Source organism: Vibrio sp. 10N.261.51.A3 (genome assembly GCF_041471965.1).
GTDB lineage: Bacteria > Pseudomonadota > Gammaproteobacteria > Enterobacterales > Vibrionaceae > Vibrio > Vibrio crassostreae_C.
The window spans coordinates 18,187-43,940 of sequence record NZ_JBFRPK010000004.1; the positions used below are offsets into that span (position 1 = coordinate 18,187).

23 protein-coding genes are annotated in these 25,754 nt (G+C 45.1%); 9 read left to right on the forward strand and 14 right to left on the reverse strand.

The genetic code is table 11. The annotated features are described in order from the left end of the window. Window positions 1-19: 19 nt before the first annotated feature. The 8 genes from yacG to nadC all read right to left on the reverse strand — a co-directional run bounded on the left by yacG (window position 20) and on the right by nadC (window position 7,114). Window positions 20-217 carry a DNA gyrase inhibitor YacG gene (yacG, locus tag AB4371_RS01110; RefSeq protein ID WP_010435916.1) on the reverse strand — a complete coding sequence of 66 codons (198 nt, stop codon included), beginning with the start codon at window positions 215-217 and terminating at the stop codon, window positions 20-22. Window positions 218-299: 82 nt separating this feature from the next. Then, window positions 300-1,040 (reverse strand): cell division protein ZapD, encoded by a 741-nt coding sequence (zapD, locus tag AB4371_RS01115; RefSeq protein WP_017063237.1) that lies wholly within the window; start codon window positions 1,038-1,040, stop codon window positions 300-302. Between the two features lie 26 nt (window positions 1,041-1,066). After that, window positions 1,067-1,681, reverse strand: coding sequence for a dephospho-CoA kinase (gene coaE / locus AB4371_RS01120; protein WP_372098718.1), 615 nt, complete (start codon window positions 1,679-1,681; stop codon window positions 1,067-1,069). Between the two features lie 2 nt (window positions 1,682-1,683). Further along, window positions 1,684-2,553 carry an A24 family peptidase gene (locus AB4371_RS01125; RefSeq protein ID WP_136981618.1) on the reverse strand — a complete coding sequence of 290 codons (870 nt, stop codon included), beginning with the start codon at window positions 2,551-2,553 and terminating at the stop codon, window positions 1,684-1,686. A 67-nt stretch (window positions 2,554-2,620) separates the two neighbouring features. Next, window positions 2,621-3,850: a type II secretion system F family protein gene (locus AB4371_RS01130; protein WP_017071015.1), complete on the reverse strand. Its 1,230-nt coding sequence runs from the start codon at window positions 3,848-3,850 to the stop codon at window positions 2,621-2,623. 15 nt (window positions 3,851-3,865) lie between these two features. After that, a complete protein-coding gene (gene pilB, locus AB4371_RS01135; RefSeq protein ID WP_372148670.1) occupies window positions 3,866-5,551 on the reverse strand; it encodes a type IV-A pilus assembly ATPase PilB in 1,686 nt (561 codons plus the stop codon). Window positions 5,552-5,553: 2 nt separating this feature from the next. Then, entirely contained in the window at window positions 5,554-5,970 is a 417-nt protein-coding gene (locus tag AB4371_RS01140; RefSeq protein ID WP_372148672.1) for a prepilin-type N-terminal cleavage/methylation domain-containing protein, read from the reverse strand. 253 nt (window positions 5,971-6,223) lie between these two features. Then, a complete protein-coding gene (gene nadC, locus AB4371_RS01145) occupies window positions 6,224-7,114 on the reverse strand; it encodes a carboxylating nicotinate-nucleotide diphosphorylase (protein WP_372111946.1) in 891 nt (296 codons plus the stop codon). 83 nt (window positions 7,115-7,197) lie between these two features. Here nadC and ampD point away from each other — a divergent pair, with 83 nt between their 5' ends. The 5 genes from ampD to lpdA all read left to right on the forward strand — a co-directional run bounded on the left by ampD (window position 7,198) and on the right by lpdA (window position 15,402). After that, a complete protein-coding gene (gene ampD, locus AB4371_RS01150; protein WP_372148675.1) occupies window positions 7,198-7,797 on the forward strand; it encodes a 1,6-anhydro-N-acetylmuramyl-L-alanine amidase AmpD in 600 nt (199 codons plus the stop codon). Between the two features lie 483 nt (window positions 7,798-8,280). Then, window positions 8,281-9,042, forward strand: a complete 762-nt coding sequence (gene pdhR / locus AB4371_RS01155; protein WP_008222726.1) for a pyruvate dehydrogenase complex transcriptional repressor PdhR — start codon at window positions 8,281-8,283, stop codon at window positions 9,040-9,042. Window positions 9,043-9,104: 62 nt separating this feature from the next. After that, window positions 9,105-11,768: a pyruvate dehydrogenase (acetyl-transferring), homodimeric type gene (aceE, locus tag AB4371_RS01160; protein WP_017059442.1), complete on the forward strand. Its 2,664-nt coding sequence runs from the start codon at window positions 9,105-9,107 to the stop codon at window positions 11,766-11,768. A gap of 26 nt (window positions 11,769-11,794) precedes the next feature. Continuing rightward, entirely contained in the window at window positions 11,795-13,729 is a 1,935-nt protein-coding gene (aceF, locus tag AB4371_RS01165) for a pyruvate dehydrogenase complex dihydrolipoyllysine-residue acetyltransferase (protein ID WP_372148678.1), read from the forward strand. Window positions 13,730-13,971: 242 nt separating this feature from the next. After that, complete coding sequence (gene lpdA / locus AB4371_RS01170) at window positions 13,972-15,402, forward strand: dihydrolipoyl dehydrogenase (protein ID WP_017059440.1); 1,431 nt, start codon at window positions 13,972-13,974, stop codon at window positions 15,400-15,402. A 453-nt stretch (window positions 15,403-15,855) separates the two neighbouring features. Here the strand turns inward: lpdA and AB4371_RS01175 are convergent, their stop codons facing one another. Beyond that, window positions 15,856-16,461, reverse strand: coding sequence for a LuxR/HapR/OpaR family quorum-sensing transcriptional regulator (locus AB4371_RS01175; protein WP_019824386.1), 606 nt, complete (start codon window positions 16,459-16,461; stop codon window positions 15,856-15,858). A gap of 337 nt (window positions 16,462-16,798) precedes the next feature. On the opposite strand from AB4371_RS01175, the gene hpt reads away from it, so the two are divergent. After that, entirely contained in the window at window positions 16,799-17,329 is a 531-nt protein-coding gene (hpt, locus tag AB4371_RS01180) for a hypoxanthine phosphoribosyltransferase (protein ID WP_017059438.1), read from the forward strand. Between the two features lie 74 nt (window positions 17,330-17,403). Here hpt and can read toward each other — a convergent pair whose 3' ends face one another. Beyond that, entirely contained in the window at window positions 17,404-18,072 is a 669-nt protein-coding gene (gene can, locus AB4371_RS01185) for a carbonate dehydratase (protein WP_017063246.1), read from the reverse strand. Between the two features lie 286 nt (window positions 18,073-18,358). Here can and AB4371_RS01190 point away from each other — a divergent pair, with 286 nt between their 5' ends. The 3 genes from AB4371_RS01190 (at window position 18,359) to AB4371_RS01200 (ending at window position 22,016) form a co-directional block, all read left to right on the forward strand. Then, entirely contained in the window at window positions 18,359-19,990 is a 1,632-nt protein-coding gene (locus tag AB4371_RS01190; RefSeq protein WP_017063247.1) for a SulP family inorganic anion transporter, read from the forward strand. Between the two features lie 336 nt (window positions 19,991-20,326). Beyond that, on the forward strand, window positions 20,327-21,244 hold the full coding sequence (locus AB4371_RS01195; RefSeq protein WP_017059435.1) for an ABC transporter ATP-binding protein: 918 nt from the start codon (window positions 20,327-20,329) through the stop codon (window positions 21,242-21,244). A 1-nt stretch (window position 21,245) separates the two neighbouring features. After that, window positions 21,246-22,016, forward strand: a complete 771-nt coding sequence (locus AB4371_RS01200) for an ABC transporter permease (RefSeq protein ID WP_010435987.1) — start codon at window positions 21,246-21,248, stop codon at window positions 22,014-22,016. An 85-nt stretch (window positions 22,017-22,101) separates the two neighbouring features. Here AB4371_RS01200 and panC read toward each other — a convergent pair whose 3' ends face one another. The 4 genes from panC to pcnB are packed head-to-tail and all read right to left on the reverse strand — an operon-like array spanning window position 22,102 to window position 25,655. Next, on the reverse strand, window positions 22,102-22,992 hold the full coding sequence (panC, locus tag AB4371_RS01205; protein ID WP_017059434.1) for a pantoate--beta-alanine ligase: 891 nt from the start codon (window positions 22,990-22,992) through the stop codon (window positions 22,102-22,104). 8 nt (window positions 22,993-23,000) lie between these two features. Continuing rightward, window positions 23,001-23,795, reverse strand: coding sequence for a 3-methyl-2-oxobutanoate hydroxymethyltransferase (panB, locus tag AB4371_RS01210; protein ID WP_372148681.1), 795 nt, complete (start codon window positions 23,793-23,795; stop codon window positions 23,001-23,003). 22 nt (window positions 23,796-23,817) lie between these two features. After that, window positions 23,818-24,303, reverse strand: coding sequence for a 2-amino-4-hydroxy-6-hydroxymethyldihydropteridine diphosphokinase (gene folK, locus AB4371_RS01215; RefSeq protein WP_004735459.1), 486 nt, complete (start codon window positions 24,301-24,303; stop codon window positions 23,818-23,820). Further along, window positions 24,300-25,655 carry a polynucleotide adenylyltransferase PcnB gene (gene pcnB / locus AB4371_RS01220; RefSeq protein WP_017059432.1) on the reverse strand — a complete coding sequence of 452 codons (1,356 nt, stop codon included), beginning with the start codon at window positions 25,653-25,655 and terminating at the stop codon, window positions 24,300-24,302. The genes folK and pcnB overlap by 4 nt, the downstream gene beginning before the upstream one ends. Window positions 25,656-25,754: the final 99 nt, after the last annotated feature.

Here is a 25,754-nt window from a genome sequence, read left to right on the forward strand (position 1 = left end):
CTCGCTACTCGCTACTCGCTTAGTACGGATCTTCCGACCAACCATCGCTATCTGACATATCTGGTGCGCCAGCGATGCTGTTCTCTTCGTCTGCCCATTCACCGAAATCAATCATCTGACATTGCTTGCTGCAAAACGGGCGGTGCGGGCTTTGTTCGCCCCATTCAACGTCAGCATTACATTGAGGGCATTTAACGATGGTGATTTTCTTCGACATAGTGATTCTTAACTTGAAGGTGTAATAATAGTGAGTTTAGGCTCGAGTGAAGACTCAAGCCAAACTAAAAAAAGAAAATTAATTAGGTGCAGATAGCCAATTCAAATTCAATGTCTTGAGTACAGGCTTGCCCAGTTTCAAAGCTCATGAACTTAACAGCAAAGCGGTTCTTGTGACCGGAGATCATCGGGTAGGCACCGTATTGCATCGGAATAGAAAGACGAAGGATATTCGCTTCATCGGCATCGCTCTGGAAGAAGCCAGCACGAGCGATTTGCTCTTTGAAGTGACCCGTCTCTCTGGTGAGCTTCAACCAAAGTGTTAGCGCTTCATACAGAGGCTGTAGGCTATCCATCCAAGCTTTGGCATCTCGCATTCTCTTATCGAGAGGAAGGTGCAGCCAATAATGCAGTGCGGGCAGATCAAAGCAGCATGAACCACCTGGAAGATTAAAGCGTTGGCGAATTGCACTTAGGAAGCGGTCTTCTTTAAGTGACTGGCCAAAACGCTCTGCCTGCATCAGATCACGATAGATGTTACCAATGTCATTAAGTAGTGATGTCAGCATCTCTTGATCGACACCTTCAACATCCAACCAACTTTTGTAGGTTACACGTTGCTTCTCAATATCTTTTGCGAGTTCGCTCTTGAGTTGGATCTGTTCGAAGATTTCAATCAGATCAAAGATGGAACGGAAAAAGAGTTGATACTGTTGAGCATCGGAAAATGTAGAAGACAAGTGTAGCTGCCTCAAGAGTGATTCGACTCTTAAGTAGATGCGTGTTTTCTCATTTAGAGGATGTTCAAATTTATGGGTGATCATCGAGCAAACCTTCATTCAACATAGTTCTATTCTGACCCATCTACTGTACTGATTGCCAGATACTTTTGATGTAAATCTGTGATTTGAGGCAAAAGTTCTTGGTTTTTAGTATGGTTTTTAATCACGTCATCTGCAACCGCTAAGCGCTGTTCTCTTGAAGCTTGTGATTTTAAAATTGCGGCAACCTGTTCCTTCGAAACATTGTCACGACTCATTGTGCGTTCTATTTGCACTTCTGTAGGCACATCAACGATTAAAACGCGATCGGCCATGCCTTGCATTTGGTTTTCAACCAATAGCGGTGCGACTAATAAAGCATAAGGGGATGTGACTTTAGACAGGTCACTGTCAATTTTGTCGCGGATCATGGGATGAAGAAGATCATTGAGCCATTGTTTTTCGGTGGGATCAGAGAAGATTACTTCGCGCAGTTTAGCTCGGTTTAGCATGCCATCTTCAAGCAATATGTCTTCGCCAAAATGAGCGGCGATCTGTTTTAGGCCTTCGCTGCCCAATGCCACTACTTCGCGTGCCACGATATCAGCATCGACAATATCAATATTGAAATGCTGATTGAATAGGTTGGCTACCGTGGTTTTGCCACTGGCGATACCACCACTTAATCCGATAATGATTGCCATGATTAAATCCCTAGCACAGAAGTGAAATACCAACCCATGATGTCATTGCCCCACAATAGGCTTACCCAACCAGCTATCGCGAGGTAAGGACCAAATGGGAAGGCTTTATCGATGCCTTGCTGTTTCAGGCGAAGTTGAATCAAACCAAACACAAGGCCAACCAGCGAAGATAAAAGGATGATCATCGGTAGGTGCTGCCAACCAAGCCATGCACCAAGGGCCGACAGGAGTTTAAAGTCACCGTACCCCATGCCTTCTTTACCAGTGAGCAGTTTGAACAACCAATACACCGACCACAGAGCTAGGTAGCCAGCCATTGCGCCAATCACAGAATCTTGCAGCGATACAGGGCTGATATTAAATAGTGCTAAAGCGATACCGGACCATACCAAAGGCAAGGTGATTTGATCAGGTAACAACATGGTATCGAGATCGATAAAGGTCGCGGTAATCAGTGCGAAGGTGAAAAAAATCGAAGCAATGGCGTAGTAACTGAAACCAAAGTGGCTAGCAACCATAGTGCAAAGTATTGCGGTAAGCAGTTCGACCAAAGGGTAGCGAGCGCTGATTGGATTCGCACAACTGTGACATTTGCCCTTTAAGAACAACCAGCTCAATACTGGGATATTGTCGATGATTCTTAATTGGGTTTCACATTTCGGGCAAGTCGAACGTGGAATGCTTAGGTTAAATTTCCCTTCAGGTGCTGGGATTTTATATTGAGAGAAATACTCCGAGCACTCTTGTTGCCACTCTCGCTCCATCATAATCGGTAAGCGGTGTATGACTACATTGAGGAAGCTGCCGATAAGAAGGCTAAAAATGAAAGCTAATACGGGGAATAGCCAAGGATAGTAGTGAAATACTTCCATAGTGTCCTTTACCACTTGATCTATATGAGCAGAAGTTTGCTACTCATGGGTGTTAAGTTGCTTTTGGCTATCCTAACACACTCATAAGATTAAAGATCGGTAAGTACATCGCAACCACAAGCCCGCCAACAACCGTTCCCAAAAATACGATGATCAATGGTTCTAAAATTTTGCCTAAATTGTCGACTGTGTTGTCTACTTCAAACTCGTAAATGGAAGCGACTTTATTGAGCATATCATCAAGGTTGCCCGACTCTTCACCAATCATCACCATCTGCAACACCATTTCAGGGAAGGCATTGGTATTGCGCATCGCGATATACATCGGCATGCCTGCTGCGGTTTCTCGGTGAACCTCAATGATTGCTGATTCATAATGTAGGTTGCCTGCGGTTTTGGCTGTGGTCTTGAGGCTCATTAAAATCGGAATGCCAGAACTAAAGCTGGTCGATAAGGTTCGGCTGAATTTGGCAATGGAGGCTTTGGCTAATACGCCGCCGAGAACAGGAAAGCGTAATCCTAGCCGACTAACAGACAGTCTGATCGAGTGGGAACGCTGACACAGTTGGTAAATAATCAGGAAAACAAGCCCGATGCCTACAGCCGTATAAAAACTGTAAGCCTGCATCCAATGTGACAGATAGAGTACCTGCTGAGTAAACCAAGGGAGATCGGCGCCAAAGCCTGAAAACATCGACTCAAACTCTGGAATCACCATGGTCAGCATTAAATAAGAAACGGTCAGTGCAACGGTGACCACCATCGCGGGGTAGATGAGTGCTTTGACGACTTTGGACTTTAACTGCTCGCTCTTTTCTCTATAGGTCGCCAAACGTTCGAACACTTGTGCTAGGTTACCGGAGAGCTCGCCTGTGGCGACCAAATCAGTGTATAGGTCATCAAAGTGACGGCTTGCGGTTCGCATTGCTTTTGAGATTGGCGTTCCGGCTTCTACACCTTTGCAGATATGCGATAGAATCGATTTCATTTCAGCTTTGCGGTGATTGTCCGACACCAACTTGATGGCTTGTACGATAGGCACACCAGTGGCCAGCATGGTAGCAAGCTGCCGAGTCAAAATAGTGATGTCTTTGGCTTTTACTCTATGGGTTAAACGAGTGACGGCTGAAATACTTTTCTTTTTGATTTTCTTAATCTGAATATGCTGTTCTTTGAGCTTTTCTCGTACTTCTAATTCGGTGAGCGCTAACGTTTGCCCAGACACTTTCTTGCCTGAGCTGTTAATGCCTTTCCAGTGATAGCTTTTTAATTGTGATTGTTTGGACTTGCTACTCATTGGTGCTCCATTGGTTTATATGTACAGAACACGTTGCAGCTCTTGATAGCTGGTGGTGCCTTCAAGCAATTTATCTAGCCCCGACTCTTGCAGAGTTCTCATGCCTTCTCGGCGAGCCAAGTTTTCAATGGTCAACGCGTTCGGTTTGTCGATCAGGCTGCTTTTCAGTTGATCGCTAAATGGCATCACTTCATAGATACCCACTCGCCCCGAATAACCCTGGTTACACTCATTGCAACCTTTAGGACTCGCTTTGTAGATGGTTTGGCTGTTAGGAATGGAGTGACGCAGGAATATGTCTGGCGAGTCGTCATTTTCTTTGCAGTGGTTGCATAATCGTCTTGCCAGTCGTTGGGCGATAATCAAACTCAATGATGAAGCGAGGTTAAAGGGTTCTATACCCATATGTGCGAGTCGGGTGACGGTTTCTGCGGCGGAATTAGTGTGCAGTGTCGAAAGCACTAAGTGACCGGTTTGCGATGCTTTGATCGCGATCTCTGCGGTTTCCAAGTCGCGGATCTCTCCAACCATCACAACATCAGGGTCTTGTCGTAAAAATGATCGCAGTGCTTCAGCAAAACCAAAGCCGATCTTAGGTGTTACTTGTACTTGATTGATACCACACAGGTTAATCTCCACTGGGTCTTCAGCTGTCGAGATATTGCGTTCAGTTGTGTTGAGCACTCGAAGGCCAGTATATAGGGAGACGGTTTTTCCGCTGCCGGTTGGGCCTGTCATTAAGATCATCCCTTGTGGGCGTTTCAGGGCATTGAGGTAGAGTGCTTTTTGATCTTCGCTGTAACCTAACTTATCGATATCTAGATTGGCCGCGCTGCTATCAAGCAGTCGAAGAACGATCTTTTCCCCCCACAAAGTCGGCAGCGTTGATACGCGCATATCAATCGCGAGTTCATCATTCAAACGGAGCTTAATGCGTCCATCTTGGGGTAAGCGACGCTCGGCAATATCAAGCTTGGCGAGAATCTTCAAGCGAGCAGATAACCGGCGACTTAAATGAGAGGCGGGTTGCTGAATATCGACAAGGATGCCATCACAACGTAGCCGTACACGATAGTGCTCTTCGTAAGGTTCGAAGTGGATATCTGATGCACCCTTACGCACCGCATCAACCAATATCTGATTGATAAAGCGGCTAACCGGAGAGTCGTCTTGGCTGAGATCTTCAATTGAAGTCATCTCATCGTCAGAGACTTCAACCAGGTTGGCGAGTTCATCTTGAGTGATCTCTTTGCGTTTAGAATCTTGTCCGGAAATGGAGCGGCCATATAGCTTTCGTATTGCACCTTCTAACTCAGAGTAGTTAGCGACAACGAATTCTATCTGCAATCCAGTCGCGAATCGGAAATCATCTTCCGCTTGTAAATCGGTCGGGTCGGCTGAGGCGAGTGTGAGAGTCGAGTTAGAGACTGAAATTGGGATAGCACGATACTTGGTGATCAGCTCACGAAGTCCTAATTGGTCACACAAGGTTTCGTAGTCAGTATTGGTTAGTTGTACTAACGGTAACCCGAAAATGGTTTTTATGTTGTTTGCTAAAGAGTCGCCAGTGAAGAAATCTAGAACGAGTAAAGCTTCAGGTGTAGAAACACCCGAAGCTTGTACATGTTCCGCCACGGCTTGTTCTTGAGTCAGGCTAAGTAAATCAGCCTGACGCAGAACGGTTGGGAGGTTGGTTAGCATGTCTAGATGTTACTATCGTATTCACAACCAGTTAATTTGATATCACTTTGGCTATGCCCACAAGTCCAAAGCCCATCACTATCTCTGGACAGTTGAACTTTAGTGCCTGTTCCTGAACCTTCTTTTATTTCTGCTACGACAGTTTGTGTTGTATTAACTGCTCCAGATGTAGCACTGATCGTTCCTATACCAAATGCAGCTGAAATCGTAGGGAATTGATTCTCAAAGGCTATATTGTCTTCAATGATCGTTTTATAGGCTGTAACCGAAGCTAATGCAGTCCCAAGTGCACTTTTTTTTACGTAGTTTTGATATTGAGGTACGGCAATAGCTGAAAGAACCCCGATCACCGCCACCACAATCATCAATTCAATTAACGTAAAGCCTTTCTGACTTGTTCTTTTGTTTTTGTTATTCATTGTTCTATTCCATTGTTTAGTTTGTTTCAGCGCAAGCACTGGTTGATGGAAAGAATAGAAGTCGAAATGTAGAAGTGGAATGGTGTTCAGGTGTGGTCGCGAGTGGTTTTGTATTTATTGGTGTGGTGTTTCATATAGCGCGCAAATTTATGCGATCAACTTAAATAACTGCCTGAAATACTGATAATTAAGGCAATAAAAAAGGCACTGTCATCAACAGTACCTTTATAGAAACTATTTACTATTCAGTCAATTACGCTTTGAATCTCATTGATAGATCCATTGCTTTTAGGTGCTTAGTTAATGCACCTACCGAGATGTAATCAACGCCTGTTTCAGCAAATTCTGCGATCGTATCTAACGTCACGTTGCCAGAGTTCTCTAGTGCTGCACGTCCAGCGTTGATTTTAACGGCTTCACGCATCATGTCGGTAGTGAAGTTGTCTAGCATGATGATGTCTGCGCCAGCGCTGATCGCTTGCTCTAGCTCTTCTAGGCTTTCGGTTTCCACTTCTACTGGTTTACCTGGGTTTAGCTCTTTTGCTGTAGAGATAGCTTTCTCAATACCACCACATGCGATGATGTGATTTTCTTTGATTAGGTACGCATCGAAAACACCGATACGGTGGTTGAAGCCACCACCACAAGCCACCGCGTATTTCAGTGCGCTGCGTAGGCCAGGAATCGTTTTACGTGTATCTAACAAGCGGCATTCGGTGTGTTTGATTTTGTCTGCGTAGATAGCTGTAGTAGTCGCACAGCCAGATAGCGTTTGAATGAAGTTCATTGCGTTACGCTCACCCGTTAATAGCGCGCGTGCTGGGCCAGTTAGCGTGCAAAGCGTTTGGTTTGGTTCAACCTTGTCGCCATCTTCTACGTTCCACTCGATAGTCACTTCACCGCCCAGTTGCTTAAACACTTCATCAGCCCAAGCTTTACCACAGAATACGCCGTGCTCACGGGTAATGATGGTTGCACTGTTGACTGCGTCTGCAGGGATTAGACTTGCCGTAATATCAGCCGCTGGATCTAACGTTCCACCTAGATCTTCTTTGATGGTCTCAGCGACTGCACGAGTGATCTCTAGAGGCAGTTGCTCTTTTAAGTAGTCAAGGCGTTGGTGGCTGTTATGTGTGTTTTTCATCGCAAATCTAATCTTGAAAGGGAGTGGGAATGGAATGATACTCTTGCTTAACTTCAAATTAAAGAGGCTAGCGCGACTGCTCTATGGGCAAGGTCACATCTTATTGTGCTAGCAGAAACGAAAGTGAGACCAAGATGACGATCAGCTCTAACGGATGGTACGACAACGCTCGGCATGTTCCTTCCCCGTATTTTGATGCTCGACCGAGTGCCGACGATATCTCTCTGCTGGTGGTTCACAACATTAGTTTACCTCCGGGTCAATTTGGTGGGCCTTACATCGAACAGTTTTTTACGGGCAAACTCGACCCGAAGGAACATCCATTTTTTAAGGTGATTCACCAAATGGGCGTATCAGCGCACTGTTTGATTCGTCGCGATGGGGAAGTGGTGCAGTTCGTTTCGTTTCTTGACCGAGCTTGGCATGCTGGCCAGTCGAGCTTTGCAGGGCGTGAAAGGTGCAATGACTATTCGATTGGTATTGAACTGGAAGGTAGTGACTTTGTAGCTTATAGCGAGCAGCAGTATCAAGCGCTTAGCCAATTAACAGAAACGCTCGTATCGACGTTTCCTCAAATCACCAGTGAGCGTATCACTGGCCATCAATATATAGCGCCTTTGCGTAAAACTGACCCTGGCTTGGTGTTTGATTGGCAGAAGTTTAAAAAAAATCTCAAAGCTTAAGCCTCAGTTTTTGACGATGGGCTTACCGCTGGTGGGCGTTGAATAGTCAACGCCTGGCATAATGACTTGTGAATTTTTGTTGTTGCGATGTAAAGAAAGTGGTGGAGAGAAGCGCATCAATAAATTGAGAGTGTGACGAACTTATCAAACACTCATTTATTAAAACTTATGAACAGAATTTCCACCCTAAATGTGCGCTTGGTTCGATTTTTAAACGAGTGACACTAATCTTTCTGAAACAATTCATTTTTATCCTGAAACTTTCTAGCACGAACACTCCCCAAAAGTATTACCCCTGTAAATGGTAAGACCAATTTGGTTGCTGTTTTAAATTTCATTTGTTAAATCATGGTTAATTCACGCTGTATTCTATGATGCAGGTCAATTTTAGGCTGGACAGTGGCGTTTTAATTATGTTAATTTCTGCCCAACTTAAAATTGGTATTACCAATTGTCAGCGAAGAAAAAGAAGAACAACAAACTATGGCTTATCAAAGGATTCGTCAGCCAAAACTCTCCGATGTTATCGAACAAGAGTTAGAAAGGTTGATAGTGGAAGGAACACTGGCTCCAGGGCAGCAGCTGCCGCCTGAGCGCGAACTGGCGAAACAGTTCGATGTGTCTCGTCCTTCGATCCGAGAAGCGATACAACGTTTAGAAGCAAAACGCTTGCTTACTCGCCGTCAAGGTGGAGGTACGTTTGTTAGCGAAAATATCTGGAAAAGCTTTTCAGATCCTTTGCTTAATTTGTTGTCGTCCCATTCTGAAACCCAACTAGACTTGTTGGAATCGCGTCATGCGATGGAAGGGATTTCGGCTTACTTCGCGGCATTGCGTGGAACCGATGAAGACTTTGCTCGTATTCAAGCCTGCCAAGAAAAAATTCACGGCGCGCAAGAAAAGGGTGATATTGAAGCCGAATCTGCAGCGGTGATGGCTTTTCTTATTGCTTTAACAGAGGCAGCGCACAATGTGGTGTTATTGCACATTGTTCGTAGCTTGGCTCCGTTACTCGAACAAAACGTCTTAGAAAATTTAAAGCTGTTGCATCGTCGTAAAGACGTTGTGGAGAAAGTGAGTATACATCGAGCTAATATCGTAGATGCGATCGTTTCTGGCCAGCCTGAGAAGGCGCGTGAAATGTCACACTCTCATTTAGCTTACATCGAAGAAACATTGCTGGATTTGACGAAGGAAGAGTCGCGCCGCGAACGTTCTCTACGTCGAATTCAACAGGGTAAATAGCCGTAATACTTCGGCTTTTTACGTGTTTAGTAGAATCCAACTAACAAAAAGGATAGATCGCCATGTCTGACATGAAGCATGACGTTGATGCTCTGGAAACTCAAGATTGGTTAGAAGCTCTTGAGTCAGTAGTACGTGAAGAAGGTGTAGAACGTGCACAGTTTTTACTAGAACAAGTTCTAGATAAAGCACGTTTAGATGGTGTTGATATGGCTACAGGCATCAACACAAACTACATCAACACAATTCCAGCAGCACAAGAGCCAGCTTACCCTGGTGACGTAACTCTTGAGCGTCGTATTCGTTCGATTATTCGCTGGAACGCAATCATGATCGTATTGCGTGCTTCTAAGAAAGACCTAGACCTTGGTGGTCACATGGCTTCTTACCAGTCAGCAGCAGCGTTCTACGAAGTATGTTTCAACCACTTCTTCCGTGCTCCAAACGAGACAGACGGTGGCGATCTAGTTTACTACCAAGGTCACATCTCTCCAGGTATCTACTCTCGTGCATTCGTTGAAGGTCGTCTAACTGAAGAACAGCTAGATAACTTCCGTCAAGAAGTTGATGGTAAAGGTATCCCTTCTTACCCGCACCCGAAACTGATGCCTGAGTTCTGGCAGTTCCCGACAGTATCTATGGGTCTTGGCCCTATCTCTGCTATCTACCAAGCGCGCTTCCTTAAGTACCTTGACGGCCGTGGCCTGAAAGAAACTTCAGCGCAACGCGTATACGCGTTCCTAGGTGACGGTGAGATGGATGAGCCAGAATCACGTGGTGCTATCTCTTTCGCTGCGCGTGAGAAGCTAGACAACCTATGTTTCCTAATCAACTGTAACCTACAGCGTCTAGACGGCCCTGTAATGGGTAACGGTAGCATCATCCAAGAACTTGAAGGCCTATTCAAAGGTGCAGGTTGGAACGTTGTTAAAGTTATCTGGGGTAGTAACTGGGATTCTCTACTAGCTAAAGACACTACTGGTAAGCTTCTTCAACTAATGAACGAAACTATCGATGGTGACTACCAAACATTCAAATCTAAAGATGGCGCATACGTACGTGAGCACTTCTTTGGTAAGTACCCAGAAACAGCTGCACTAGTTGCAGACATGACTGATGACGAAATCTTCGCTCTTAAGCGTGGTGGTCACGATTCTTCTAAACTGTTTGCTGCATTCAACAATGCTAAAGAGACAAACGGTAAGCCAACTGTAATCCTAGCTAAGACTGTTAAAGGTTACGGCATGGGTGATGCAGCTGAAGGTAAGAACATTGCACACGGTGTTAAGAAAATGGACATGACTCATGTTCAACACCTACGTGATCGCCTAGGCCTAGAAGACATCCTTTCAGATGAGAAGATCGCTGAACTTCCTTACCTGAAATTGGAAGAAGGTACGCCTGAGTACGAATACATGCACGCTCGTCGTAACGCTCTACACGGTTACACACCTGCACGTCTTCCTAAGTTTACTCAAGAGTTCAAGGTTCCTGAGCTAGACGCATTCGCACCTCTACTAGGTGAACAGAAGCGTGATATCTCTACAACTATGGCTTATGTACGTACGCTAAACATCCTTCTTAAAGATAAGAACATTGGTAAGAACATCGTTCCTATCATCTGTGATGAAGCTCGTACATTCGGTATGGAAGGTCTATTCCGTCAGGTTGGTATCTACAACCCACACGGTCAAGAATACACACCTGAAGATAAAGGCATCGTTTCTTACTACAAAGAAGCAACGTCTGGTCAAGTTCTTCAAGAAGGTATCAACGAACTAGGTTCTATGGCTTCATGGGTTGCTGCTGCAACTTCATACAGCACAAACGATCTACCGATGATCCCGTTCTACATCTACTACTCAATGTTCGGTTTCCAACGTATTGGTGACATGGCATGGCTAGCAGGCGACCAACAAGCTCGTGGCTTCCTACTAGGTGCTACTGCAGGTCGTACAACACTGAACGGTGAAGGTCTACAGCACGAAGATGGTCACTCGCACATCCAAGCGAACACTATCCCGAACTGTATCTCTTACGACCCAACGTTTGCTTACGAGCTAGCGGTAATCATGCAAGACGGTATCCGTCGCATGTACGGTCCTGAGCAAGAGAACGTTTACTACTACCTAACAGTAATGAACGAGAACTACGCAATGCCAGCAATGCCAGAAGGCGCAGAAGAAGGCATCCGTAAAGGTATCTACAAGCTTGAATCTCACGCTGGTGCTAAGGGCAAAGTTCAACTAATGAGCTCTGGTACTATCATGAACGAAGCGCGTAAAGCGGCTGAAATTCTAAGCGAAGAGTACGGCGTAGCATCTGACGTATTCTCTGTAACGTCGTTCAACGAACTAACTCGTGACGGCCAAGCGGTAGAGCGTGACAACATGCTTCACCCAGAAGCTGAAGAGAAAGTACCGTACATCACGACTGTTCTTGGTAAAGAACCTGCAATCGCAGTGACTGACTACATGAAGAACTACGCTGAGCAAGTACGTGCGTACATGCCAACTGAGTCTTACAAAGTACTTGGTACAGATGGTTTCGGCCGCTCTGACAGCCGTGCAAACCTACGTCGTCACTTCGAAGTGAACGCTGGCTACATCGTAGTTGCAGCTCTAACTGAACTGGCTAAACGTGGTGACATCGAGAAATCTGTAGTTGTTGAAGCAATTGCTAAATTCGATATCGACACTGAAAAAACTAACCCGCAATACGCATAAGACTGGCATTAAGGTAGGTAAATACAATGACAATCGAAATTAATGTACCAGACATCGGTGCTGACGAGGTTGAAGTAACTGAGATTCTTGTAAACGTTGGCGACAAGGTTGAAGAAGAGCAGTCACTGATCACTGTTGAAGGCGACAAAGCTTCAATGGAAGTTCCTGCGTCTCAAGCGGGTATCGTTAAAGAAATCAAAGTAGCGGAAGGCGATTCTGTTTCTACTGGTTCTCTTATCATGATCTTTGAAGAGGCAGGCTCTCCTGCGGAAGGTGTTGCAGCAGCACCGGCTGCTCCAGCAGTTGAAGCGGCGGCACCAGTTGCAGCTGCTCCTGCAGCGGCAGCTGAGCTTAAAGAAGTTCACGTTCCAGATATCGGTGGCGACGAAGTAGAAGTTACTGAAATCATGGTTGCTATCGGTGATTCAGTAGAAGAAGAGCAATCTCTTCTAACTGTTGAAGGTGACAAGGCTTCAATGGAAGTTCCTGCACCATTCGCTGGTATCGTTAAAGAAATCAAGATCGCTTCTGGTGACTCAGTATCGACTGGTTCTCTAGTAATGATTTTCTCTGTAGAAACAGGTGAAGTAGCGGGCTCTGGCGCTCCAGTTGCAGCAGCTCCTGCTCCAGCGGCTGCACCAGTTGCAGCGGCTCCAGCAGCATCAGCTGAAAAAGAAGTAAACGTTCCTGATATCGGTGGTGACGAAGTAGAAGTTACTGAAATCATGGTAGCGGTTGGCGATACAGTAGAAGAAGAGCAATCTCTAATTACTGTTGAAGGCGACAAAGCTTCAATGGAAGTTCCTGCACCATTCGCTGGTACAGTAAAAGAGATTAAGATTGCAGCTGGCGACAAAGTGTCAACTGGCTCTCTAATCATGACTTTCGTCGTGGCCGGCACTCCGGTTGAAGGCGCAGCTCCTGCTCCTGTTGCAGCACCTGCACAAGCAGCAGCTCCAGCGGCGGCACCTGCTCCTAAAGCAGAAGCACCTGCAGCAGCAGCAGCTGGCGACTTCCAAGAGAACGGTGACTACGCGCACGCTTCTCCAGTAGTTCGTCGTCTAGCTCGTGAATTTGGCGTTAACCTTTCTAAGGTTAAAGGTACTGGTCGTAAGAGCCGTATCCTTAAAGAAGACGTTCAGTCTTACGTTAAAGATGCACTTAAGCGTCTTGAGTCTGGTGCAGCTGCATCTGGCAAAGGCGGCGACGGTTCTGCTCTTGGTCTACTACCATGGCCAAAAGTTGACTTCAGCAAGTTCGGCGAAACTGAAGTTCAGAAGCTTTCTAAGATTAAGAAGATCTCTGGCGCTAACCTGCACCGTAACTGGGTAATGATCCCTCACGTTACACAATGGGACAACGCAGACATCACTGAGCTAGAAGCATTCCGTAAAGAACAGAACGCAATCGAAGCGAAGAAAGACACTGGCATGAAGATCACTCCACTTGTGTTCATCATGAAAGCTGTTGCTAAAGCGCTAGAAGCATTCCCAGCGTTTAACTCTTCTCTTTCTGAAGATGGCGAAAGCATCATTCTTAAGAAGTACGTAAACGTGGGTATCGCTGTTGATACACCAAACGGTCTAGTTGTTCCTGTCTTCAAAGACGTGAACAAGAAAGGCATTTACGAGCTATCTGAAGAGCTAATGGCTGTTTCTAAGAAAGCACGTTCTGGTAAGCTAACAGCGGCAGACATGCAAGGCGGTTGTTTCACAATCTCTAGCCTTGGTGGTATTGGCGGCACTGCATTTACTCCAATCGTAAATGCTCCAGAAGTAGGTATCCTAGGTGTATCTAAGTCTGAAATTAAGCCAGTTTGGAATGGTAAAGAGTTCCAACCACGTCTACAGCTTCCACTGTCTCTATCATACGACCACCGTGTGATCGATGGTGCTGAAGGTGCACGCTTCATTACTTTCCTAAACAGCGCACTATCTGACATTCGTCGTCTAGTACTGTAATTGAGAAAGTAATTATTAAGGTGACTTTCGGGTCACCTTAATTCTTTATATAAAGACTATTTTTAGACAACAGTTTCCTGCATTTCTCATAATCTGATGGGGAATTGTTGTCTAGCTCACAGGCTAACTTAAAGCTACTTTCACACTGTTAACATCTCTGTAAAATGTTTCCTGTTTGAAAGCCCAATAATTTTAAGAACATCTACTCAGCCTGTTAGGGATAATGACTACAAGAGGTCACAATGAGCAAAGAAATTAAAGCCCAAGTTGTTGTACTTGGTTCAGGTCCTGCTGGTTACTCAGCGGCATTCCGTTGTGCGGATTTAGGTCTAGAAACAGTACTAGTTGAACGTTACAGCACTCTTGGTGGTGTATGTCTAAACGTTGGTTGTATTCCATCAAAAGCACTTCTTCACGTTTCTAAAGTAATCGAAGAAGCTAAAGCGATGGCAGAGCACGGCGTTGTATTCGGCGAGCCACAAACGGACATCAACAAGATCCGTATCTGGAAAGAAAAAGTAGTTGATCAACTAACTGGTGGTCTTGGCGGTATGGCTAAGATGCGTAACGTTACTGTTGTTAACGGTTTCGGTAAGTTCACTGGTCCTAACAGCATTCTTGTTGAAGGCGAAGGCGAAGCAACAACTGTTAACTTCGACAACGCAATCATTGCTGCGGGTTCTCGCCCAATCAAACTTCCTTTCATCCCACATGAAGACCCACGTATTTGGGATTCTACGGATGCACTAGAACTAAACGAAGTACCTGAAAAACTGCTTATCATGGGCGGCGGTATCATCGGTCTTGAGATGGGTACGGTTTACCACTCTCTAGGTTCTAAAGTTGAAGTTGTAGAGATGTTCGATCAAGTTATCCCTGCTGCGGATAAAGACATCGTTAAAGTTTTCACTAAGCGCATTAAGAACAAGTTCAAGCTAATGCTTGAAACTAAAGTGACTGCTGTTGAAGCAAAAGAAGACGGTATCTACGTTTCAATGGAAGGCAAAAAAGCACCAGCTGAAGCTGAACGCTACGATGCTGTTCTTGTTGCTATCGGTCGTGTTCCAAACGGTGCACTTATCGACGCTGAAAAAGCGGGTATCGAAGTTGATGAGCGTGGTTTCATCAATGTTGATAAGCAAATGCGTACTAACGTTCCTCACATCCACGCGATCGGTGATGTTGTTGGTCAACCAATGCTTGCTCACAAAGGTGTGCATGAAGGTCACGTAGCTGCTGAAGTTATCTCTGGTAAGAAGCACTACTTCGACCCTAAAGTAATCCCATCAATTGCGTACACTGAGCCAGAAGTTGCTTGGGTAGGTAAGACTGAGAAAGAAGCGAAAGCTGAAGGCATCAATTACGAAGTTGCTACTTTCCCTTGGGCTGCTTCTGGTCGTGCAATCGCTTCTGACTGTGCAGACGGCGTGACTAAGATGATCTTCGATAAAGATACTCATCGCGTAATCGGTGGTGCTGTTGTTGGTACTAACGGTGGTGAACTTCTTGGCGAAATCGGCCTAGCAATCGAAATGGGTTGTGATGCAGAAGATATCGCTCTTACTATCCACGCTCACCCAACTCTACACGAGTCTGTTGGTCTAGCTGCGGAAGTATTCGAAGGTTCAATCACTGACCTTCCAAATAAGAAAGCAGTGAAAAAGAAAAAGTAAATACTCTTCATACTTGAAGCCGCAGCGTTGTTAACTGCGTAAGTTCACCCTAATCACATAGTAAATCTATGCTCATAGGGCTGAACTTCAGTCACTTAACAAAGAAAGGGTCGCCTAGCTGCAACTCCAATTATTTTGAGTATATCTAGATTATAAAAGCCGCTGATTCGTCAGCGGTTTTTTTATATCTGAAGAACAGATAGTCGTCATGCCTGTAAGAGATCCCAACTCGTTCGTCCCTCGTTCTTGAGGATGACGGAGTGAGGTGTTGAACTTTGTGATTGGGTTATTTTTGAATGTGAGAGAGTTGCAGATCACTATGTGCGTCATTCCCTAGACTGACGAAGGAGGGAGTAGGGAATCTTTTTAAACCAATAGCCCTCTATCGGTAACAAAAAAGGATTGACGCAATACGCCAATCCCTAAGTTTTTTTCGAAGACCGAATTTCAAATCTACTTATAAATGCACAGCATGTTCAAGTAGCTATCCGTTAAGCTTGAAAGCTCTTCTGGCGTTTCTACACGTTTCGCTTGGATGAATAGCGAGTAGCAAATGCCGTGGAATAGATTCGCTAGATGTTTAGGGTCGTGATCGTCACAGACTTCGCCGCGTTCAATCGCTTTGCTAAACATGTTTTGTACTAACATTTGGTTAGTGCGGTTAGTTGTTACGAATAGCGGCCATACTTCATCACGAGTCGAAGCGCTCCATTCGAACCACACGTTTAACCAATGGCTATCTTGAGCCACTAACGTCACCATTTCAGTCGCAATATTATGTAGGTTTTGTTTTGCGTGAATATCCAGATCGATATTGTCTGAAAGGAAGTTAGAGAATTGGCGTACAACGTGATTTAGTACTTCATCAACCAGATCTTCACGGGTTGGGAAGTAGTTAAATACCGTTGCGACAGACACCTGAGCGATGTCTGCAATATCAGCGTGTCCACCACGACCGATGCCGCGGCGAGAGAATACCTCAAGAGCGATTTCCATCAATTGAAGTTTTCTTTTTAAAGGTGAAAGCCTAGTTCTAGGTCTCTTAGATATTGAGTCCATTTTATTTTCCTTGCCAACGAAATTTTTATATTAATGATTTTATTATTATTTAAGCCAAGATGAGTGTAATGGTGCATATGCGAATGGTCAATCCTTTCAGCTTGTTTTATAGACAGTTACATCAAACTTGATACATAAAGCGTGATCAGCATTGATGTGAAAGGAGACGAGTATTGGATAAGGCACCAGCGCACATTTCGTGGAGAATCTGACAGTAAATTCGAACCATAAGGTGGTGTGGGTATTTGAGCAGTGCTAGACTTACGCACAAAATTGAGCGACACAACTGACGAAACTGTCAACATTCGTCGCAATCACCAAATAGAATGAGAGCAGTATGAAGCATACAGTTGAAGTCATGATCTCTGAGCAAGAAGTTCAGGATCGAGTGAACGAACTAGGCAAACAGATCACGGAACACTACAACGGTAGTGAAGATCTAGTTTTAGTTGGCTTATTGCGTGGATCTTTTGTCTTTATGGCAGATCTTGCTCGTGCTATCGATTTAACTCACCAAGTTGATTTCATGACCGCGTCTAGCTACGGCAACGGCATGGAAAGCTCACGTGATGTTCGTATTTTGAAAGATCTTGATGATGATATCCAAGGTAAAGACGTTCTACTTGTAGAGGATATTATCGATACAGGTAACACGCTGACTAAAGTAAAAGAGATTCTGAGCCTACGTGGTCCTAAGTCTATCGAAATTTGTACGCTATTAGACAAGCCTTCTCGCCGTGAAGTGACTGTCGATACAAAATGGATTGGTTTTGAGATCCCAGACGAGTTTGTTGTTGGTGTTGGTATCGACTACGCACAAAAATATCGTCACCTACCGTACATCGGTAAGGTAGTACCTCAAGAGTAATCATTACGCTTGTGGTTTAGAAGTCATTAAAAAGCCCGCTTGATGCGGGCTTTTTGTATATATGACGGAATGGGTTAGCTTTGTTGACTAAGAAGAGGCGTCGTTAAGATCTTGTTTAATGCATCTAAGTGACTGTTCTCTAAAGTATCGTTACTTGAGCAACGTACGCCAAGGTCCTGTAGCTTGCCATCGCCAATACCATAAACCACACCATGGATTTCAACGTCTTGGCCACGCTCCCACGCATTTTGCATAATGGTTGAGTTACCTAGGTTATAAACCTGTTCTGCGACGTTAATTTCGCATAACTTGTCACCCCATTGCTCACGAGGAAGCCCCTCGATTTGCTTGCGGTATTTTAGGTAATTGTCACGGATGTGCAGTAACCAGTTGTTGATAAGACCAAGTTTAGGGTTATCAATCGCCGCGTTAACACCGCCACAACCGTAGTGACCACAGACAATAATGTGTTTCACTTTAAGCACATCTACTGCGTACTGAACAACAGATAGACAGTTTAGGTCTGTATGAACCACTTGGTTGGCCACGTTTCGGTGAACAAACAGTTCTCCAGAATATAAGCCAGTCAGGCGCTCGGCTGGAACTCGGCTATCTGAACAACCTATCCATAGAAAACCAGGGCTTTGACCCTCTTCAAGCGTTGTAAAATACTCAGGTCTTTCAGAGCGAATTTCTTCAGACCATTTGGAATTGTTCTCAAAAAGCTGTTTTATTTCTGGCATCTTGCTTCTTACATCCCTCAATTAAGATGCTTAACTATACACAATGTTACAAATTCAATCTCGTAAAAACTGCGTCAAAATGTACTCATCTGACGTGTTCTAGTACGGAAAATCATAAACTTAGCCCACTATCAATAATCCGGTTATAAGACATGAATAATGTGATTGAATTAACACTTTCTGAACACTTGATACATTTGCTAAAGTGATAAGGTTTGTCATTTCATCATCAGGAAGGTGTGTTTTGTTTGGAAGTCGTTTTACGGATATCAATCTCAAAGGGGATATGTTTGGCGGTGTAACTACAGCCATCATCTCGTTACCTTTAGCATTGGCATTTGGTGTTGCTTCTGGCGCGGGAGCTGAAGCTGGCTTGTGGGGCGCCATTATGGTTGGCCTATTTGCAGCATTGTTTGGCGGTTCGAGTAGTTTGATTTCTGAACCTACCGGCCCGATGACGGTGATCATGACTGCCGTAATGACGAGTATGGTTGCTAAATATCCTGAAACCGGAATGGCAATGACCTTTACTGTCGTGATGATGGCCGGTGCATTCCAGATATTACTTGGTACGTTAAAGCTAGGAAAATACGTCACTTTGATGCCATATAGCGTGATCTCCGGATTCATGTCGGGCATTGGCGTTATTCTGATTATCTTGCAGCTGTCTCCATTGTTAGGGCATGCCGCTCCATCCGGTGGTGTAATGGGCACGCTCTCTGCTTTACCTGATACGCTAGCAAACTTAAAAGTGAGTGAGCTATTTCTAGGTGCTCTGACACTCGGTATTCTTTTTGGCTTCCCCGCTAAGTATCGTAAGTATGTGCCTGCTCAACTGGTCGCGTTAGTGGCTGTAACGCTCTTGTCCGTCATTATTTTTGATACCGACTCTATTCGCCGTATTGGTGAAATCCCAGCTGGTTTACCTTCCCTCGTTATCCCTACGATCAGCGCTGAACAGTTTACTACTATGGTTATCGATGCCTTGGTGCTTGGTACATTAGGTTGTATTGATACGCTTTTGACCGCGGTTATCGGAGATTCATTGACTCGTAAAGAGCATGACTCAGACAAAGAGCTTCGTGGTCAAGGCATTGCCAATATGATCTCTGGCCTGTTTGGTGCACTACCTGGCGCGGGTGCTACTATGGGGACTGTAACCAATATTCAGGTGGGAGCGCGTTCTCCGCTTTCAGGTGTTATTCGAGCTTTAGTACTTGCGCTCGTGGTATTGGTTGCAGGTGGTTTAACAGAACCGATTCCTATGGCAGTGCTGGCTGGTATCGCGATGTATGTTGGTTTCAATATCCTAGATTGGAGCTTTATCCAGCGCGCGCACAAGGTTAGCTATGCCGGCATGGGCGTGATGTACGGCGTGATGCTATTGACTGTGTTTGTTGACTTGATTATTGCCGTTGGACTGGGTGTGTTTATCTCGAATATTCTGATTATTGAAAGATTGAGCCGAGAGCAAGCCAGACAAGTTAAGGCGATCAGTGATGGTGATGATGAAGACGATATCCCATTGACTGATAGCGAACGTCAGTTACTCGATAGTGCCAATGGTAAGGTGCTATTCTTCTACCTATCAGGGCCGATGATATTCAGCGTTTCAAAGGCGATTTCACGTCAGCACTCAAGTATCTCTGACTATGAAGCGATGATTCTAGACCTGACAGATGTACCTATGATTGATGTCACTGTTGGCCTAGCGCTAGAGAATGCGATTAAAGATGCATTGGATGCGCAGTGTGAGGTGTATCTGCTGTGTCCTAATGAGAATACTCGTCAACAACTAGAGAAGTTCCACGTGATTGACCTAGTACCTGAATCCAACACTTATCGATTCAGATATGAAGCCCTGACGGCAGCAACAAGCTATGTCGACAGAGATGAGCATCAATTTGAGTCAGTTTAATTTTTCAGTAATAAGCTGATATGAATGACCTGATATGAATAAGCCATAGACGCTCACTTCAAGACTGATCATTAATGCCGTTAAGTGAATCACTTAGCGGCATTTTTATATTTATTGAACGTTGATTTAGTCTTCACCTAGCCAAGACGCTTATTTGTTTTCGAAAGAAACTCTCACACGATATTTGTATTAATCGTCAATCAACGATAAACTTGTTTGCAAAATGGCCGAGTTAACAAGTTTGGGTTAGTTTTCTGCTAGCTCGTTTTAAGCATTACTCTCTTCCTCAAGCTCGGTCGTCTACATCTTATCTATAGCAAATGGCAATCTATCTCTATGTATGCATTAGAAATTGAGCAATTAAGAAAAACTTATGCTGGGGGCTTCGAGGCTCTTAAGGGCGTTAGTTTACAAGTAGAAAAAGGCGACTTTTACGCACTACTTGGTCCCAATGGTGCGGGTAAATCAACCACCATTGGTGTTATCTCTTCACTGGTAAATAAAACGTCAGGCAAGGTTAAAGTGTTCGGCTACGACATTGATACCGATCTGGAATTGGCGAAGCAGAACTTAGGCCTTGTGCCTCAAGAGTTTAACTTTAACCCGTTTGAAACCGTTGAACAGATCGTGCTGCAACAAGCGGGTTATTACGGCGTGCCAAAAGCATTAGCGAAAGAGCGAGCGAAAAAGTACCTATCTCAACTCGATCTGTGGGAAAAGCGTGGCGAACGCGCGCGTAACTTGTCTGGTGGTATGAAGCGTCGTTTGATGATCGCGCGTGCATTGATGCATGAACCTCATTTGTTGATCCTTGATGAACCTACAGCAGGTGTTGATATTGAACTACGTCGTTCAATGTGGGAATTCCTAAAAGAGATCAATGAGAAGCAGGGCATTACCATTATCTTGACCACGCACTACCTAGAAGAAGCAGAAATGCTGTGTCGCAACATTGGTATCATCAATCGCGGTGAGCTGATTGAGAACACAACAATGAAAGCGCTGTTGGGCAAATTGAGTGCTGAGACCTTTATTCTGGATCTGGAAGAGGGCACGACTGAACCTAAGCTTGAAGGCGTGAATAGCCAAGTGATGGTCAATGGCTCGCTAGAAATCGAAATCGACAAGAACCTAGGTTTGAATACCATCTTTGCTCAATTGAGCGAGCAACAGGTTAAAGTCCTCTCTATGCGTAACAAAGCAAACCGTCTAGAAGAGCTATTTGTGAGTATCGTCCGTGAGGGGAGTAAATAATATGTACAGCCTATATTGGACCGCTTTCTGCAGTTTGTTGACCAAAGAGATCAATCGCTTTACTCGTATCTGGGTGCAGACTCTGGTGCCGCCAGCGATTACCATGACGCTTTACTTCATCATCTTCGGTAACCTGATTGGTGCGCGTATTGGTGAAATGAACGGCTTTAGCTACATGGAATACATTGTTCCCGGTCTGATCATGATGTCGGTGATCACCAACTCATATTCCAACGTTGCTTCATCGTTCTTTAGTGCCAAGTTCCAGAAGAACATTGAAGAGCTGCTTGTAGCGCCTGTTCCTAACTACGTGATTATCGCCGGCTTCGTAATGGGTGGTGTGGTTCGTGGCTTGTTAGTGGGTACCATAGTAACCTTCGTGTCGTTGTTCTTTGTCGACTTACAAGTTGACCATTGGGGCGTGATCATTGCGACGGTATTTTTAACGTCGGTAGTATTCGCTTTGGGTGGCTTGATTAACGCGGTATTCGCACGCACGTTTGATGATATCTCTATTATCCCAACCTTTATCTTAACGCCGCTGACGTACCTTGGTGGTGTGTTCTACTCGATCAGTCTATTGCCTGAATTCTGGCAAGGAGTATCGAAGTTGAACCCTATCGTGTACATGGTTAACGCGTTCAGATATGGCTTCTTGGGTGTGTCTGATGTGGGGATCGTGACGTCGTTTGGCGTACTAGGTGTGTTTATCGTGCTGTTGTATGGCATTGCACACTACCTAGTGACAAAGGGTATTGGCTTACGTAGCTAACCTTTGGTTCATCTAAGTAACAGATAAAGAAAAAGGTCGATATAACATCGACCTTTTTTTGTTTTGCGTTAAGAGCAGAAGCCGACTATTCAGTCGTTTCTTCTTTCACTTCTTCTTTGGTTTCCGTTACCAAATCGAGAACTTGGTTATCGATAAGACGCGTCTTACCTAGGAAAGCCGACATTAGAATCACTGCTTGAGTTGATTCTGAAGTGATCGCTTGCAGAGTTTTAGCATCACAAATGAAGATTTCGTCAGGTTGAAGATCTGCAGCGCGTAGCTGGTCAGTAGCATCTTCAATCACTGATGCGTAATCATCGCGACCACCACGAATAGCGCTGCTGATCCAGCGCATAGTACGCGCTAAAACGGGCGCTCGTTGGCGCTCGTCAATCGTTAGGTTGCTATTGCGAGAGCTCATTGCCAAACCATCCATTTCACGAACGGTCGCAACGCCGACAACTTCAATGTCTAATGCTAAATCAGTGGTCATCTGGCGAATAACAGCAAGTTGCTGAAAGTCTTTCTCGCCGAAGCATGCAAAGTCTGGCTGAACGATATTAAACAGTTTAGTGACAATGGTTGATACACCACGGAAGTGACCTGGACGAGAGGCACCTTCAAGCATGTGAGATATGCCAGGGACCTCAACAAACGTCTGCTTGTCTAATCCATCTGGGTACATCACCTCTGGCGTTGGTGTAAATACTAGCTCAACCCCTTCACCTGTTAGTTTGCTTAAATCTGCTTCTAACGTTCGAGGGTAGTTGTTTAGGTCGTCTGCACGGTCAAACTGCATTGGGTTTACAAAGATGCTTACCACAACGATGTCGGCCAGTTCACGAGCTTTCTTTACCAGAGTCAGGTGGCCTTCATGCAGGTTTCCCATTGTCGGTACAAAAGCAACCGTACGTCCATCACGCTTAAACTGTTTAATCTGCTCACGAAGAGCCGCTATTTCAGCAAAAGTTTGCATACTTACTCCTAAGCGATTGTATGAGCTTCATCAGGGAAGCGCGCGCTCTCTACTTCTTCTTTGTATAGAGCTACTGCCTTACGCATATCACCTGTTTCTGCTAGGAAGTTCTTAGAGAACTTCGGCATGTAGTTCGCAGAAATACCGAACATGTCATGCATAACCAAGATCTGACCATCGGTAACATTACCTGCGCCGATACCGATAACCGGTACGTCACAAGCTTCTGTAATTCGTTTTGCCAATGAAGCTGGCACACATTCAAGTAGAACGATTTGAGCGCCTGCGTTTTGCAGTGCTAACGCGTCAGCAACCATTTTGTCGGCTTGCTCGTCGTCACGACCTTGAATCTTGTAACCACCAAAAATGTTCACAGACTGGGGCGTCAAGCCTAAGTGTGCACATACTGGTACTGCACGTTCTGTTAGCATCTTCACAGTATCAACCAACCAGCTTCCGCCTTCGATTTTTACCATGTTCGCACCAGCACGCATCAAAGTCGCTGCGCTCTCACAAGCTTGTTCTGGCGTCGCGTAGCTCATGAAAGGCATGTCAGCCATAAGAAGACAATTTGGGCTACCAGCACGCACTGAGCGAGTATGGTAAGCAATGTCTTCAGCGGTTACTGGTAATGTATCGTTATGGCCTTGTAAAACCATACCCAGTGAATCACCGACAAGCAGAACTGGCATTTCTTGGCTTTCGAATAATTGAGCAAAGCTCGCATCATAAGCTGTCGAAGTCGCAAATTTACGGCCTTCACGTTTGCATTTGATCAGGTCGTTAATGGTTACTTTTTTCATTGGTTTTCCTTAATGCGCTTGGCTATTGTTGCCAAACATTGAGCCCGTTCTTATCTACTATTTTCAGTAGTTCTGTCAGCTCAGTCCCATCAGGGAGTTGTAAACTTGGTGCGATTTCAGCAAGCGGGTAGAGTACAAACTCTCGTTCTTTCATTCCATAATGAGGAACGATTAAGCGCTCTGAATCGATCACCTCATTGCCGTATAGCACAATGTCGAGATCCAAGGTTCTTGGTCCCCAACGTTCGTCTTTACGGACGCGCCCTTGCTCTAGTTCGATCTTTTGAGTGCAATCAAGCAGTTCAATTGGCGTTAATTCGGTTTGGATAGCGACTACCGCGTTGATGTAGTCTGGTTGATTTTGCGGTCCCATTGGAGTGCTACTATATAGCTGAGAGGTCGCAATAAACGTTGATCGCGGTAGGCTTTTTAGCGTTTCGATAGCCAAATTTGCTTGGCTAACTGGGTCGGCAAGGTTGCTGCCGACCGCAATGTAAGCAGTTATCATTCGGATTGCTTACTCTTTTTGTTTCGGTAAGTCTTACGGCGACGATGGCCTGACTTTGATGGTGCTGCAACGTCGTTAGCCATTGCTTGACGCATGTTGCGACCCGCAGTCTGATAACGCTCCCACCATTTTGCTAACTCTTTGGTTTCGCCACCTTCAATCTCACCACGCATTTCTAGGAAATCGTAGCCTGCACGGAACTTGTTGAGCTCCATTAGACGAACAGCGCGTTTACCGTTACGGCGAGGCAGTCGAAGTTGCAGTTGCCAAACTTCGCGAATGGTGGCGGTGTGACGACGAGGAATAGCAATAGACTTTACTTGCTGATCTAGAATGATGTTACTCGCTTCCATGATCGCATCGTAGTGTGCCATACCCTGTTCAGCGACAAGTTTGTCTGCCAGCTTGTTCATTGGGTACCAAAGCATCGCTGCGAACATGAATGCTGGGTTTACTCGCTTACCATCTTCGATGCGAAGGTCGGTTGAATCGAGAACCAAATCAAGCATCTGCTCTGTGTGAGAGTCGTAATCTTCGGTGAAGTGCTCAGCTACCGCTGGGAACATCTGTTGGAATAGATTGTACTCGCGCATCAGGTGGTAGGTTTCTAAACCGTGACCTGATTGCAGTAATTTCAGAGACTCTTCGTAAAGGCGCGCTGCTGGGATATCTCTTAGAAGGTGAGCTAACTCTTCAATCGGGTCAGCCGTGTCTTCTTCGATGTCGAAATCCAGTTTAGCGGCGAAGCGCATTGCACGTAGCATACGCACTGGGTCTTCGCGGTAACGCGTTTCTGGATCGCCAATCAGGCGGATCAGTTTATCTTCTAAATCTTCTACACCACCCGCGTAATCGTGGATGCTGTAGTCTGCAATGTTGTAGTACATCGCGTTGATTGTGAAATCACGACGCTCTGCATCTTCATCAACACTGCCGTACACGTTATCGCGAAGTAGCATGCCTTCTTTCGATTGTGCAGAAACGTTCTTCGATGGTTCTTGGTGGTGACCACGGAAAGTTGCCACTTCAATGATGTCGCGACCAAACATGATATGTGCCAAGCGGAAACGGCGACCGATAAGACGACAGTTTCTGAAGAGGTGTTTGATTTGCTCTGGCGTTGCGTTGGTCGCAATATCAAAATCTTTTGGCTGAGAGCCTAATAAGATATCGCGCACACCACCACCGACTAGAAATGCGTCAAAACCCGCACCATTCAGGCGATATAGCACTTTTAGTGCGTTGTCGCTGATCTGCTTGCGTGAAATATTGTGCTCTTGACGAGTATAAATATTCAGAGCTAATTCGTGGAATCCGCGTTGTTCGCTTGGGGTATTGTCGTTTGTATTCATTAGTTTAGAACAAAGTAGGTATCGCCAACTTTGTTTTTCTCTTAGTCCAAAGTGGTAGTGCAGAGTTTAATTGCGGCTAATAATAGCTTAGCGCGAGCC

Bases quoted from the DNA above. Each gene is read 5' to 3' on its own strand.
- yacG (WP_010435916.1), bottom strand. From the start codon at position 217: ATGTCGAAGAAAATCACCATCGTTAAATGCCCTCAATGTAATGCTGAC.
- zapD (WP_017063237.1), bottom strand. From the start codon at position 1,040: ATGATCACCCATAAATTTGAACATCCTCTAAATGAGAAAACACGCATC.
- coaE (WP_372098718.1), bottom strand. From the start codon at position 1,681: ATGGCAATCATTATCGGATTAAGTGGTGGTATCGCCAGTGGCAAAACC.
- AB4371_RS01125 (WP_136981618.1), bottom strand. From the start codon at position 2,553: ATGGAAGTATTTCACTACTATCCTTGGCTATTCCCCGTATTAGCTTTC.
- AB4371_RS01130 (WP_017071015.1), bottom strand. From the start codon at position 3,850: ATGAGTAGCAAGTCCAAACAATCACAATTAAAAAGCTATCACTGGAAA.
- pilB (WP_372148670.1), bottom strand. From the start codon at position 5,551: ATGCTAACCAACCTCCCAACCGTTCTGCGTCAGGCTGATTTACTTAGC.
- AB4371_RS01140 (WP_372148672.1), bottom strand. From the start codon at position 5,970: ATGAATAACAAAAACAAAAGAACAAGTCAGAAAGGCTTTACGTTAATT.
- nadC (WP_372111946.1), bottom strand. From the start codon at position 7,114: ATGAAAAACACACATAACAGCCACCAACGCCTTGACTACTTAAAAGAG.
- ampD (WP_372148675.1), top strand. From the start codon at position 7,198: ATGGGCAAGGTCACATCTTATTGTGCTAGCAGAAACGAAAGTGAGACC.
- pdhR (WP_008222726.1), top strand. From the start codon at position 8,281: ATGGCTTATCAAAGGATTCGTCAGCCAAAACTCTCCGATGTTATCGAA.
- aceE (WP_017059442.1), top strand. From the start codon at position 9,105: ATGTCTGACATGAAGCATGACGTTGATGCTCTGGAAACTCAAGATTGG.
- aceF (WP_372148678.1), top strand. From the start codon at position 11,795: ATGACAATCGAAATTAATGTACCAGACATCGGTGCTGACGAGGTTGAA.
- lpdA (WP_017059440.1), top strand. From the start codon at position 13,972: ATGAGCAAAGAAATTAAAGCCCAAGTTGTTGTACTTGGTTCAGGTCCT.
- AB4371_RS01175 (WP_019824386.1), bottom strand. From the start codon at position 16,461: ATGGACTCAATATCTAAGAGACCTAGAACTAGGCTTTCACCTTTAAAA.
- hpt (WP_017059438.1), top strand. From the start codon at position 16,799: ATGAAGCATACAGTTGAAGTCATGATCTCTGAGCAAGAAGTTCAGGAT.
- can (WP_017063246.1), bottom strand. From the start codon at position 18,072: ATGCCAGAAATAAAACAGCTTTTTGAGAACAATTCCAAATGGTCTGAA.
- AB4371_RS01190 (WP_017063247.1), top strand. From the start codon at position 18,359: ATGTTTGGCGGTGTAACTACAGCCATCATCTCGTTACCTTTAGCATTG.
- AB4371_RS01195 (WP_017059435.1), top strand. From the start codon at position 20,327: ATGTATGCATTAGAAATTGAGCAATTAAGAAAAACTTATGCTGGGGGC.
- AB4371_RS01200 (WP_010435987.1), top strand. From the start codon at position 21,246: ATGTACAGCCTATATTGGACCGCTTTCTGCAGTTTGTTGACCAAAGAG.
- panC (WP_017059434.1), bottom strand. From the start codon at position 22,992: ATGCAAACTTTTGCTGAAATAGCGGCTCTTCGTGAGCAGATTAAACAG.
- panB (WP_372148681.1), bottom strand. From the start codon at position 23,795: ATGAAAAAAGTAACCATTAACGACCTGATCAAATGCAAACGTGAAGGC.
- folK (WP_004735459.1), bottom strand. From the start codon at position 24,303: ATGATAACTGCTTACATTGCGGTCGGCAGCAACCTTGCCGACCCAGTT.
- pcnB (WP_017059432.1), bottom strand. From the start codon at position 25,655: ATGAATACAAACGACAATACCCCAAGCGAACAACGCGGATTCCACGAA.